Raw genomic sequence first — 12,956 nt, forward strand, 5'->3', positions numbered from 1 at the left:
CTCACGAGAAGAACGGCACCTCACTTCTTGGACTTGTCCTTCGCGTCCTTGCCCCCGCTGCTGCCCGCGCCGTCGGAGGACAGCGCCGCGATGAACGCGTCCTTGGGGACCTCGACCGTACCGATCGTCTTCATGCGCTTCTTGCCCTCCTTCTGCTTCTCGAGCAGCTTGCGCTTACGGCTGATGTCGCCGCCGTAGCACTTGGCGAGCACGTCCTTGCGGATCGCGCGGATGGTCTCGCGGGCGATCACGCGCGCTCCCACGGCGGCCTGGATGGGGACCTCGAACTGCTGGCGCGGGATGAGCTCCTTGAGCTTCTCCGTCATCATGACGCCGTACGAGTACGCCTTGTCCTTGTGCACGATCGCGCTGAACGCGTCGACCGTCTGGCCCTGGAGCAGGATGTCGACCTTCACCAGGTCCGCCGCCTGCTCGCCCGAGAGCTCGTAGTCGAGCGACGCGTAGCCGCGCGTCTTGGACTTGAGCTGGTCGAAGAAGTCGAACACGATCTCCGCGAGAGGCAGCGTGTACCGCAGCTCGACGCGGTCCTGCGAGAGGTGGTCCATGCCGCCCAGCACGCCGCGCTTGCCCTGGCAGAGCTCCATGACCGCACCGATGAACTCGGTGGGGCACAGGATCGTGGCCTTGACGACGGGCTCGCGGATCTCGCCGATCTTGCCGCCCGGGAACTCGCTCGGGTTGGTGACCGTGACGACCGAGCGGTCCTCGAGGGTCACCTCGTAGACGACGTTCGGCGCGGTCGAGATGAGCTCGAGGTCGAACTCGCGCTCCAGACGCTCGCGCACGATCTCCAGGTGCAGCAGGCCCAGGAAGCCCACGCGGAACCCGAAGCCGAGCGCGACCGACGTCTCGGGCTCGTAGTTGAGCGCCGCGTCGTTGAGCTTGAGCTTGTCCAGGGCGTCGCGCAGGACCGGGTAGTCCGAGCCGTCGATCGGGTACAGGCCCGAGAACACCATGGGCTTGGGGTCGCTGTAGCCGCCCAGCGCGTCCTCGGCCGGCTTGGCCGCGTTGGTGACCGTGTCGCCGACCTTCGACTGGCGCACGTCCTTGACGCCCGTGATGAGGTAGCCGACCTCGCCCACGCCGAGCCCCTTGGTGGGGTGCGGCTCGGGCGCGGACACGCCGATCTCGAGGAGCTCGTGCGTCGCCCTGGTCGACATCATGACGATCTTCTCGCGCGGGTTCAGGCTGCCGTCGACCACGCGCACGTAGGTCACGACGCCGCGGTAGGTGTCGTAGACCGAGTCGAAGATCATGGCGCGCGCCGGGGCGTCGGCGTCCCCCTGAGGGGCAGGCACCTCCTGGACGATGCGGTCGAGCAGCTCCGTCACGCCCATGCCCGTCTTGCCCGAGACCTTCAGGACCGTCGACGGGTCGACGCCCACGAGGCCGGCGATCTCCTCCGCGTACTTCTCGGGCTGCGCGGCCGGCAGGTCGATCTTGTTGAGCACCGGGATGATCGCGAGGTCGTTCTCCATCGCGAGGTACAGGTTCGCGAGGGTCTGCGCCTCGATGCCCTGCGCGGCGTCCACGAGCAGCACGGCTCCCTCGCACGCGGCGAGCGAGCGCGAGACCTCGTACGTGAAGTCGACGTGCCCGGGCGTGTCGATCATGTTCAGGGCGTACGGCACGAGCGGCGCCGACGTGTCGTCCGGGTCGTCCCCCTCCCGCACGGCCCACGGCATGCGCACGGCCTGCGACTTGATCGTGATGCCGCGCTCACGCTCGATGTCCATGCGGTCGAGGTACTGCGCACGCATGGCGCGCGAGTCGACGACGCCGGTGAGCTGGAGCATGCGGTCGGCCAGCGTGGACTTGCCGTGGTCGATGTGCGCGATGATGCAGAAGTTGCGCAGCAGCTCGGGCGGCGTCGCCGCGGGCTGGATGCGGGTGCTCAGCTGGGCGCTGGGGATCGGGGACAACGGGGGTGCGCTCCTGTGGTGGGTCAAGACGGGGCGGCGGACGGCGCCCGCCCCTGCGGATCGGTGCTCGACGACGGAGCGTGAGCCGCCGGGACGTGCCCGGCAGGTCGCTGGTCGTCGCACGCAGGGTCGGACAGCAACCACCATTGTCCCACGACCCCGCGCGGCCGAGGCTCACGCGACCGTCCGGAGCGGGACGCGCGGCCACCGTGCCCGCCGCTGGGCACGCTCCTGCCCGCTGCCCCGTCCCGGTAGATTGCGGGCGTGGCTCAGAACAAGTGGATCTCCCTGCTCACGGACGCGGCGCGCGCGATCCTCGGCGCGCTCGGCGGCTCGTCCCGCGCGGGCGGCACGTCCGGGAGCGGTCCGGGCACGTCCCGCAAGCCCTCCGGCCCGACGGCGTCGGGCACCCCGCGCGGAGTGGCGCCACGCCCGCGGACGGGAGCGACGGCGTCGGGCACGCGCGCGCCGAAGCCCGGACCCCAGGCGGGGGGCCGCGGGTCTGGCAGCCCCGCGGGCCCCGCGAGCGCGCGCGGACCCCGGCCCACGGGCAGCTACCCCGGCGACTTCACGGGCCGTGTGCGGGCCGAGTACTCTCCCCAGCTCGACGGCGACCCGGACCCCGGCGAGATCGTCTGGACCTGGGTGCCCTACGAGGAGGACTTCTCCCAGGGCAAGGACCGGCCCGTGCTGCTCGTCGGGCGCGACGGCGACTGGCTGCTCGCGACCATGCTGTCGAGCAAGGACCACTCACGCGACGCCGCCGACGAGGCGCGCTGGGGGCGGCACTGGCTCGACATCGGCTCGGGCCCGTGGGACTCCCGCGGCCGCGACAGCGAGGTGCGCCTCGACCGGGTGATCCGCGTCGACCCCGGCGCGGTGCGCCGCGAGGGCGCCGTCATGGACCGGCGCACGTTCGAGACGATCGTCCGTGAGATGGGTCGGATCCAGGGCTGACGGGCGCGCACGGGCGACGTCCGTGGGCACCCGTACGGCGCGATGGCAGGCCGTGCCGAGCCGGAGGTGAGCATTCTGGCCGATCTCGCGGTCGGCTGGTAGTCTAGGTGGCTGCGTGTCCGCCCAGGTCGGCGGGCACAGTTCCAGCTCCTCTCCAAGGGTTCCCCACCCCCAGTCCCGGAGCTGGAATCGCCCTCTACGACCTATTCGATCGCTTCGGCGAACACACCAGAAAGTCCACACGTGGCAAACATCAAGTCTCAGATCAAGCGCATCAAGACGAACGAGAAGGCTCGTCTGCGCAACAAGGCCGTCAAGTCGGAGCTCAAGACGAACGTTCGCCGCGTTCGCGAGGCCGTCGCCGCCGGTGACAAGGAGGCCGCTGCCAGCGCCCTCGCCACCGCGTCGAAGAAGCTCGACAAGGCAGTCTCCAAGGGTGTCATCCACCAGAACCAGGCTGCGAACCGCAAGTCGGCTCTGTCGAAGGCCGTCAACGCTCTCTGAGCGTGACACTCCCTTCCACGCGTGACCTTGTGCGCCCCTGATCCACCTCGGGCTGCACGGTGAACGTCGAGAGGCGCTGCTCCCTTCCACGGGGCAGCGCCTCTCGTGCGTCCGGGGGCGGGTCGCCCCGTCAGGCGCGGCCCGTGCCCAGCTCGGCCCGCAGGAGCACGCCGCTCCCGCCCGTGAACCGGATCGTGTGGAACGAGGCCGCACGCGCCACCTCGCGGAACCCCAGGTCCTCGTGCAGCGCGAGCGAGGCGACGTTGGTCGCGTTCACGACGCAGCAGACGAAGCCCGCCCGCTCGGCCACCCAGTCCGTGCGCGCCCGGGTCAGTGCGCTCCCGACGCCGCGACGGCGTGAGGCCGGGTCGACCGTGACACCTCCGAGGTAGTGGCCGACCGGCGCCGGGCCGTCCGCGTACGACCACCAGTGGGTCTTCGCCCAGCCCACGACCTCCTCGCCCACGGTCGCGACGACCACGACCCGTTCCCGGTCGGCCAGGGCGAGCACGAGCTGCTCCCGGTCCGTCCCGCGACGGGCACGGCGCTCGATCCTGGCGACGGCGTCCAGGTCGTCCTGGGTCGCGGGCCGCACGTGCACTCCAGGACCCGTGTCCTGGCCCGGCACGGCGCGTCCCTGGGGACTCATCGTCCCGAGCCGTGCGCCCCGGCGATCGTCAGCACCGCGCGCTCGACCGCGAACACCGGGTCACGGCCGCCGCCCTTGACCTCGGCGTCCGCCTGCGCGACCGCGGTGATCGCAGCGGCGAGCCCCTCGGGCGTCCAGCTCGACAGGTCCTTCTTCGCACGGTCGATCTGCCAGGGGGCGAGCCCCAGGTCCTTGGCCGAGGCTCCCCCGCGGCCGCGCATCGCAGCGACCTTGGCGAGGGTGCGCAGCTTGATCGCGAGCACCGCGACGAGCGGCACGGGGTCCACGCCTGTCGCGAGCGCGTGCCGCAGCAGCGACACGGCCTCGCCCGCCTTGCCCGCCACGGCCGCGTCGGCGACCCGGAACCCGGTGGCCTCGACCCTGCCCCCGTAGTACCGGTCGACCGTCGTAGCGCTGATGGTGCCCGTGGTGTCGGCGACGAGCTGCGCGCACGCGCTCGCGAGCTCGCGCAGGTCGTTGCCGAGAGCCTCGACGAGCGCCTTGACCGCACCGGCGTCTGCCCGACGCCCCGCGGCCTTGAACTCCGCCGCGACGAACGACAGCTTGTCGGCGTCCTTCTTTATGGCCTCGCACGCCACGACGGGGGCTCCGCTCGCCCGGATCGCGTCGAGCATCTTCTTGCCCCGCACCCCACCGCCGTGCACGATCACGACGGTCGTGTCCGGGTCCGGGGACACCACGTAGTCCACGACGTCCGGGATGAGCGCGTCGGCCGCCGCCTCCGCGCCCCGCACGACCACGAACTTGGGCTCGCCGAAGAGCGAGGGGCTCGCGGCGACCGTCAGCATGCCGGACTCATAGGTCACGGCCTCGATCTCCGACTTCTCCGCCTCCGGGTCGCGGGCGCGGGCGAGCTCGAGCAGCGAGTCGACCGCGCGCTCCGCCAGGAGCCCCTCGGGTCCCTGCACCAGCACCACGGGAGCGAGCTCGACCGCGTTCCAGGGGAGCGTCGCGGACGGGCGGGCGGAGGTGCGGGAGGGAGCGGCAGCCATGGGCACAACGATCCCACGGGCCACCCACCCGAGGCACATCCCGGGCAGTGTCCCGGCGAGACGTCCCGGCGAGACGTCCCGGTGCCCGGTGCCGAGCATGCGGTTGGCGTCGTGATCGGCCCGATTCCGGACGACGACCGCATGCTCGACCAGCGACAACCGCATGGTCGGCAACTGAGCGGCTCGGCTCGGCCCGTCCCCGTCACCCGTCCGCGCAGCCCGCGACGGCGAGCGCCCCGTCGCGCACCACGAGCGCGAACGTCCCGCAGCGGTCGGTGCGCAGGACCGCCGCTCCGGCGTTCCCGTAGAGGGCGAGCGCGGCGTCGGTCGGGTGGCCGTAGGTGTTCTCGCCGGAGCTCACGATCGCGACCGTCGGGCTCAGGGTCGTCGCGAGCCCGGGCGACTGGACGCGGGACCCGTGGTGCGCGACCTTGACGACGTCGACCTCGGCACCGCCTGCGCGGGACCGCAGCGTCCGGTCGAGGGCCTCCTGCCCGGCGTCCTCGAGGTCGCCGAGCGCGACGAGCGTGAGCTGGGGAGTCGTGACGAGCAGGGCGATGCTCGCGTCGTTGGCCCCTCCCTCGGCCTCGGCCAGGGCCGGGCGCCCGTGCTGCGGGGACGGTGCAGCGGTGCCGAGCCCAGCCTGCAGCACCTCCCACGACACGTCACCGAGCACACCACCGGTCCCGGGCTCGGCGACCTCGACGGGGACCCCTCGGTCGCCCAGGTCGTCGAGCACCCGTTCGGCCTGCTCGGCGGGGTCGCCGAGGCCGGTCACGAGCGCCCGGTCCACCTGCCTCCCGTCGAGCACCGCGTCGAGCCCGCCGACGTGGTCGGCGTGGAAGTGCGTGAGCACGAGCAGGTCGAGGCGCTCGATCCCGAGGTCGTCGAGGCAGTCCCCCGCGGCGGGCCCGGCGGGCCCGACGTCGACCATGAGGCCGCGCCCAGCACCCGTGCGGACGACCAGTCCGTCGCCCTGGTCGACGTCGCACGCCACGACCGCCCAGTCGGTCGGCACGTCACGACCCGTGGGGGCGATCCAGCGCGGCCAAGCAAACGCCACGCACCCGGTGGCCAGGGTGGCGAGCACCGCCCACGCCACGAGGAGGCGCAGGGTCGCGCGGCGCCGTCGTCGGGCGAACGCCTCCCGCACGCTCGCCCGCACCGCGGTGCGCCACGCGGGCGGCCACCCGCTCCCGCGGCTCCACGGCACCCGTACCCCGGCAAGGCCCGCGACCCACCGCCAGCGCCACACCAGGACCAGCCCGACGACGGTCAGCACCGCGAGCGCCGCCGCGCCACCGACTCCGCCCGGCCACGGCAGCCGCGCCCCAGGGAGGTCCGCGAAGAACCGGGCCACCGCGGCGATCCACCACGACGCCAACCCTGCGGGCCACGCCAGTACGACCCCGGCCCAGGGGAACCACGGGGCCACGAGGGTCGCGAGCACCCCGAGCACGGTCGCCGGGACGAGCGCTGGTGCGGCGACCAGGTTGGCCGGCACCGCGTACGTCGCGACCGACGGGTCCAGCAGCACGAGGACAGGCGCGCACGCGAGCTGCGCCGTCAGCGGGACGGCGAGCGCGAACGCCGGCACCTTCCCGATCCACGGCGCGAGCCGTCGTGCCACGGGCTGCGTGCCGAGGACCAGCGCGGCCGTCGCGACGCTCGACAGCACGAACCCGTACGACCGCGCGAGCCACGGGTCCAGCACGAGCAGCACCACGACGACGGTCGCGAGGGCCGGGAGCGCCCTGGACGGGCGCCCCAGCCCGATCCCGACGAGCCCGACGACGCCCATCGCCGCGGCGCGCAGCACGCTCGGGTCGGGGTGGACCAGGAGCACGAACCCCGCCATGACCGCTCCCGTCACGACCACGCGCACCCCGCGCGGCGCCCTGGCCGTGGCGCACAGTGCCGTCACCGTCGCGACGACGATCGCGAAGTGCCCGCCGGAGACCGCCGTCACGTGCGTCAGCCCCGTGGTCTTGAGTGCTTCGTCGAGCTCGTCGTCGATGCGCGACGTGTCCCCGACGGCGATGCCCGGCAGCAGCGCCCGCGCATCCGTGGGCAAGCCGTCCGAGACCGCGAGCAGGTCGGCCCTCAAGGTGTTGACGACGCCCAGCGCGGGGACCGGTGCGCGGGTGACCTCGGGCGGTCCGGTCGCGACGAGCGTCGCGGCGGCCTTGTCCCCGGGGTCGGCAGGCACGAGCGTGCCCGACGCGCGGACCTCGCTCCCGTACGCCAGGTCACCCCACGCGGGGCCCGCGAGGACGTCGACCTGCCCACCCGCGGGGGCCGCGGCGCCGCGACCTGCGAGCACGGTGAGGTCGAGCGTGGTGCGGACCGAGTCCGCCACCCCCGACCACGGGTTCGTGACCTCCTCCGGTTCGCCCACGACCCGCCCCACGGCCTCGACGGTCGCGCCCTGGGCGGCGAGGTCGGCGGCACCTCCCCGGTCCCGGGCGACGAGGTGCATCGTCCCGGCGAGCAGCACGGCCAGCACGCACGCCACGACCAGGGCGCACTGCCCGAGCCACGGCCGTCCCGGGGTGCGGCGTCCGGGGCTGCGGCGTCCGGGGACGCCGCGACCGGGGACGCCGCGACCCAGCGCAAGGGTGGCCACGGATCCGCGCGGGCGTCGGTCGACGAGCAGCAGCACGCCGGGCAGCACCACCAGCAACGTGCTCACCACGGTCCCCGCCAGGACGGCCCGGGGCTCGGCGGCCGTGAGCCACCACGCACTCCCCCAGGCCGCGAGCGCCGCGGGCACGAGCCGGAGGTCCGTCGCAGTCGCCCGAGGGGGCCGCGCTGGGACCGACACGTCGCGCCGCGCCTCAGACACGCACCTGGTCGCGCAGCCTCGCGAGCAGCGCGTCTCCGATCCCGCTCACCTCCCCCAGCTCCTCGACCGTCGTGAACGGGCCGTTCGCCTCGCGCCACTCGACGATGCGCGCCGCGAGCACAGGGCCGATCCCGGACAGTCCGTCGAGCGCGCCCTCGTCGGCGGTGTTGAGGTCGAGCGGTCCCGTCGACTGGCCGTCGCCTCCCGGCGCGGGCCGGGGGGCAGCGGCAACGACCTCCCCCGGCCTCGGCACGACGATCTGCTCGCCGTCGACGACCTCGCGCGCCAGGTTGACCCCCGCGAGGTCGGCGTCCGGCGTGGCGTCCCCGGCCGCGGTGAGCGCGTCCGCCACGCGTGACCCCTCGGGTACCGTCACGAGCCCGGGCGCGGCCACGGCGCCGACCACGTGCACGACGACGTCGCTCACCGCGGGTGCCTCGACGCCGGCCCCGGCCCCGCTTCCGGGGGCGGTCCCGCTTCCGGGGGCGGCCCCCTCCTCGTCTCCCGGTGCGGTGGAATCGTCGCTGCCGCCTCCCGGCTCGCCGACACCCTCCACCGGGACTGCGGCCTCGTCGCCGAGGGCCGCCACGGGTCGCAGGTCGTCGCCGTCGGCGAGCACCCGCGCTCCCACGCCCACCGCGAGCAGGAGCACCGCGACCGCGGCGACCACCGCCGTCCGCGCCCCGACGGACCAGCGGCGCGGACCGCCGTCGGGCACGTGCTCGAACCCCGAGTGCGACGTCGGGTGACCGTTGGCCGCCGTGTACGCCTCCGCGACCGCGGACAGGGGGTGGCGCCGGGGCGCCGGCTCGTCCGGCTGGCCTTCGTCGGCCTCTGAGGTCGATCCCGGACGTGAGGTCGAGTGCTGAGGGACGTCGTCGCTCGACACCGGGTCGAGGGTCGGGTCGACGCTGCGCAGCCGCCGCAACCGGTCCGCTCCGCCGGGGCGGGGCAGGTCGTCGTCGGCGGTCGGTGGGCGCGTCCGGGAGAAGGTCACGCGGGCACGCTAGGCGCGTGGGCACACCGCCCGCGGGCCAGCAGGACGGTGCTGTGGACGCCACGCACCGCGGGCAGACCTGTGCACGGCCAGCTCCCGAGGAAGGACCTACGGCGCGCGGTCCGCCACGACGATCGCCAGCACACCCGGGCCTGCGTGCGCCCCGACGACCGCGCTCACGGGCGTGACCGCAGCCCGCACCCCGGTCTCGTCCCACAGCCGGTCGGCAACGTCCCTCGCCGCGCCGTCGTCGCCCAGGTAGTGCACCGCGAGCTCGGGCTCACCCCGACGCTCGACCGAGTCGACCGCCACCTGGATCAGCCGGTCGACCGCAGCACCCCGTGTCCGGACCTTCTGGATCACCTCGATGCGACCGTCACGCACCGCGAGCAGCGGCCGTACCCCGAGCACCGTCCCGAGCGTCGCGGCCGCCACGCCCAGGCGGCCACCGCGGCGCAGGTGGTCGAGCGATTCGACCATGAAGATCGCGCGGCTCGAGTCCGCGACCGCGATCGCTCGCCGCGCCACCTCGTCCACCGTCCCGCCGGCCGCCGCGACGTCGGCCGCCGCGAGCGCCGCGAACCCGAGGCCCATCGCGACGGTCCGCGAGTCCACGACCCGCACCGGCACCGGGGAGCGCGTCGCCGCGAGCGCGGCCGCATGCACCGTGCCGGACAGGTCGCCCGACAGGTGGACCGAGACGATCGACCGCGCACCGGCCCGAGCCGCCGCCTCGTAGGCGGTGACCAGGGCGTGCGGCGTCGGCTGCGACGTCGTCACCCGCTCGCCCGCGCCGATCCGGTGCGCGACGTCGTCGGGCGACACGTCGATGCCCTCGAGGAACACCTCGTCCCCGGCCAGCACGTGCAGAGGCACCATGGACAGCGCCGGGTGGTCACCGGAGGGGAGGGAGGCGGTCGAGTCCGTGACGACGTGGACGGCCGGGTGCTTGGCAGGACTCATCTCCGGGACACCTTACGTGGCACGCGCAGGACGTCGCATCCTGCGCCGCGCGCTCACCGGAGCACCGCCCTAGGATCCGAGACATGCCCGACGACGCAGCCCCCTCGCCCGCAGAGCTCGCCGCGCTCAAGGCCGCCGCCGCGCAGGCGGCCGCCGAGGCGGCCGAGGCCAAGGCCGCCGCCGCGCAGGCCGCGCTCGAGGCTGCCGAGGCCGCAGCAGCCGGGTCCACCGGCGCAGGCTCCCCCGCCGAGCCTGGCGAAGACGCGCCCGCCGACGCGGCGCCGTCGGGCACGCCCGACCCGGCCACCACCGCCCCGGCAGCCGCACCTGCGACGCAGGCTCCGCCGTCGGGCCCCCTGGACGGCTACCCCGCCGAGGTCGCCGCAGGCTACGCCTACCGGGGTGCGACGCTCGCGCTCGGCGCGCTGCTCGAAGCCCCCGAGGCCCCCTGCGATCCCCTGCCGCGCGCCGACGTCCAGGTCGGGTTCTCGCTCGCGATGCTCAACCGGCACGGGCTCGTCGCCGGGGCCACCGGGACGGGCAAGACCAAGACGCTGCAGGGCATGGCCGAGGGACTCTCAGACGCGGGCGTGCCGACGTTCGTCGCCGACATCAAGGGCGACCTGTCGGGGCTCGCGGTGCCCGGCGCGAGCGGCGAGAAGATCCTCGAGCGCACCGCGAGCATCGGGCAGGACTGGGAGCCGACCACCTACCCGGTCGAGTTCTACTCGCTCGGCGGGCTCGGCAAGGGCATCCCGATCCGGACGACCGTGAGCGACTTCGGGCCGCTGCTGCTGTCCAAGGTGCTGGGGCTCAACGACACGCAGGAGTCGAGCCTCGGCCTGATCTTCCACTGGGCCGACACGCAGGGCCTCGCGCTGCTCGACCTCAAGGACCTGCAGTCGACCATCGCGTACCTCACCTCGGACGAGGGCAAGGCCGAGCTCAAGGGCATCGGCGGGCTGTCCGCGGCCACGGCCGGGGTCGTCCTGCGCGAGATCGTGACGCTCCAAGCGCAAGGAGGGGACGTGTTCTTCGGCGAGCCCGCGTTCGACACGACCGAGCTGCTGCGTGTCGCGGCCGACGGGCGCGGCACCATCTCGGCGCTCGAGCTGCCCGCCGTCCAGGACCGGCCCGCACTGTTCTCGACCTTCCTCATGTGGCTGCTCGCCGACCTGTACCAGGACCTGCCCGAGGTCGGCGACCTCGACAAGCCCCGGCTCGTGTTCTTCTTCGACGAGGCGCACCTGCTGTTCACGGGCGCGACCAAGGAGTTCGTGGCGCAGGTCGTGCAGACCGTGCGCCTCATCCGGTCCAAGGGCGTGGGCGTGTTCTTCGTGACGCAGAGCCCCAAGGACGTGCCGGCCGACGTCCTGGCCCAGCTCGGCAACCGGGTCCAGCACGCGCTGCGCGCCTTCACGCCCGACGACGCCGCGGCCCTGCGCGCGGCCGTGCGGACGTTCCCGCGGTCCCCCTACGACCTGGAACAGCTCCTGCAGTCGCTCGGGACGGGCGAGGCCGTGGTCACGGTGCTGACCGAGAAGGGCGCCCCGACACCGGTCGCGTGGACGCGGGTCCGCGCGCCCCGGTCGTCGATGGAGCCCGCACCGGAAACCGTGATCGACGGGATCGTCGCGGGCTCCCCGCTCGCCGCGCGGTACGCCGTGGCGGTCGACAACGAGTCGGCCTACGAGCTCCTCACCGCGCGGATCGCCGCACAGCAGGCCGCGGCCGAGCAGGCGGAGCTCGCCGAGAAGCTCGCCAAGGAGCAGGAGGCCGCCCAGAAGGAGGCCGAGAAGGCCGCCAAGAAGCAGGCCGACGAGCTCGAGAAGATGCGGGCCAAGCTCGAACGGGACGCGACCCGAGCGGGGGGCGCATCCGGGACGCGGAGCACTTCCCGGAGGTCGACCGCGTCGTCGGGCCTCGACAAGCTCCTGGGCTCGATGGCGACGCAGCTCGGCCGGGAGATCACGCGAACGGTGTTCGGAACCCGCCGTCGCTAGACGGCGGCCGACGCGCCGGCGCTGAGTGCGGGATTTGGCCGCGACTCGCCGGGCGTGTCGCAGCCGAATCACGCACTCAACGAGCCAGGGCCGCCCGGACTCGGCGGATCAGCCGCTCAGGATGTCGGATCACGTCGTCAGCAGTGACCGTGATGATCAGCCAGCCAGCCTCTTCGAGGCGCTGCCGACGCTCGACGTCTCGTCGCCAGGTGGCCGGATCGGTCCGGTGGACGTCGCCGTCGTACTCGATCGCGATCCGGAGCGCCGGGTAGGACATGTCGGGCAGCGCCAGGAACGCCCCCGACGGGTCGATCGCAGGCACGTTGACCTGCGGACAGGGCAGTCCCGCTTCCACGAGGATCATCCGCGTCCGGGACTCCATCGAGGAATCGGTCCCAGCGACGACGTGCTCGATCGCCGCACGCGCACTGACTATGCCTCGCATCCGGTGCGTCGCGGCGAGCAGGTCGCGCAGCTTCTCGACGGTCGTCGCGGGGTTCTTCCGGCGAGTCATGGAGTCCCCCAGAACCACGAGATCGGTCACGCTGAGCCCGTCAGAGAGGTGGAGCCAGGTCTGCGCGGGTGTCGTGACCGGGAGGCCGTGCCACGTGAAGACCTCGAGCGCCGGCTGGTTGCACGCGTGGGCGACGATGTCCTTCCTCTGCGGCCGCACGTCCCGACGCGGAACGACGACGTGCAGGCGTTCTGGCGTCTCGTGACCTCCGGCGAACCCGCGGTCCAACCGCCAGGGCACCTCGATCCCGAGCAACCTGAGCGCTGTGACGTGGCTGAACGCGGCGGACGGCGGCAAGATCTCCAGAGCGGCGCGGCACCGGGCGGAGACAGTGTCGGTACTGCCGGTCGGCACGCGCACTCCGCGGATCGGCGCCTCCCACCAGGGCCGGCCCAGGTCGTGGCGTGTCAGCCCATGACTCGCTGCGTCCCGCGAGCGGAGCACGACCGATGGCATCTGAGGGTTCGTCATGCGGCCACGATGCGCCGATCGGCGGCGCCATAGTGGTGAGCCGACGAATCTGTGGACAACGCGCCCTTGAGTGCATGATTCGGCTGCGACACGCCGG

The 12,956-nt window shown here is 73.5% G+C and carries 10 protein-coding genes; 3 read left to right on the top strand and 7 right to left on the bottom strand.

Annotated features, from left to right (window positions below):
* Positions 1-20: 20 nt before the first annotated feature.
* Entirely contained in the window at positions 21-1,943 is a 1,923-nt protein-coding gene (gene lepA, locus JOD48_RS12815) for a translation elongation factor 4 (RefSeq protein WP_191788969.1), read from the bottom strand.
* Between the two features lie 264 nt (positions 1,944-2,207).
* Here lepA and JOD48_RS12820 point away from each other — a divergent pair, with 264 nt between their 5' ends.
* Together JOD48_RS12820 and rpsT are read left to right on the top strand one after the other, a co-directional pair.
* On the top strand, positions 2,208-2,900 hold the full coding sequence (locus JOD48_RS12820; protein WP_204809434.1) for a type II toxin-antitoxin system PemK/MazF family toxin: 693 nt from the start codon (positions 2,208-2,210) through the stop codon (positions 2,898-2,900).
* A 243-nt stretch (positions 2,901-3,143) separates the two neighbouring features.
* Positions 3,144-3,404: a 30S ribosomal protein S20 gene (rpsT, locus tag JOD48_RS12825; protein WP_191788967.1), complete on the top strand. Its 261-nt coding sequence runs from the start codon at positions 3,144-3,146 to the stop codon at positions 3,402-3,404.
* A 130-nt stretch (positions 3,405-3,534) separates the two neighbouring features.
* Here rpsT and JOD48_RS12830 read toward each other — a convergent pair whose 3' ends face one another.
* The 5 genes from JOD48_RS12830 to JOD48_RS12850 all read right to left on the bottom strand — a co-directional run bounded on the left by JOD48_RS12830 (position 3,535) and on the right by JOD48_RS12850 (position 9,871).
* Entirely contained in the window at positions 3,535-4,053 is a 519-nt protein-coding gene (locus tag JOD48_RS12830; RefSeq protein WP_204809437.1) for a GNAT family N-acetyltransferase, read from the bottom strand.
* A complete protein-coding gene (gene holA, locus JOD48_RS12835) occupies positions 4,050-5,066 on the bottom strand; it encodes a DNA polymerase III subunit delta (protein ID WP_204809439.1) in 1,017 nt (338 codons plus the stop codon). Before holA ends, JOD48_RS12830 begins: the two co-directional genes overlap by 4 nt.
* Before the next feature lie 202 nt (positions 5,067-5,268).
* Positions 5,269-7,890 (bottom strand): ComEC/Rec2 family competence protein, encoded by a 2,622-nt coding sequence (locus JOD48_RS12840; RefSeq protein ID WP_204809441.1) that lies wholly within the window; start codon positions 7,888-7,890, stop codon positions 5,269-5,271.
* Positions 7,891-7,903: 13 nt separating this feature from the next.
* Entirely contained in the window at positions 7,904-8,908 is a 1,005-nt protein-coding gene (locus JOD48_RS19565; RefSeq protein ID WP_307824133.1) for a helix-hairpin-helix domain-containing protein, read from the bottom strand.
* Positions 8,909-9,016: 108 nt separating this feature from the next.
* On the bottom strand, positions 9,017-9,871 hold the full coding sequence (locus JOD48_RS12850; protein WP_204809443.1) for a DegV family protein: 855 nt from the start codon (positions 9,869-9,871) through the stop codon (positions 9,017-9,019).
* Positions 9,872-9,954: 83 nt separating this feature from the next.
* Between JOD48_RS12850 and JOD48_RS12855 the strand changes: the two genes are divergently transcribed.
* Positions 9,955-11,874: a helicase HerA-like domain-containing protein gene (locus JOD48_RS12855; protein WP_204809445.1), complete on the top strand. Its 1,920-nt coding sequence runs from the start codon at positions 9,955-9,957 to the stop codon at positions 11,872-11,874.
* Between the two features lie 76 nt (positions 11,875-11,950).
* Here JOD48_RS12855 and JOD48_RS20180 read toward each other — a convergent pair whose 3' ends face one another.
* Positions 11,951-12,547, bottom strand: a complete 597-nt coding sequence (locus JOD48_RS20180) for an endonuclease domain-containing protein (RefSeq protein WP_204809448.1) — start codon at positions 12,545-12,547, stop codon at positions 11,951-11,953.
* Positions 12,548-12,956: the final 409 nt, after the last annotated feature.

It is taken from the genome of Oerskovia paurometabola (assembly GCF_016907365.1).
Taxonomy (GTDB): Bacteria; Actinomycetota; Actinomycetes; order Actinomycetales; family Cellulomonadaceae; genus Oerskovia; species Oerskovia paurometabola.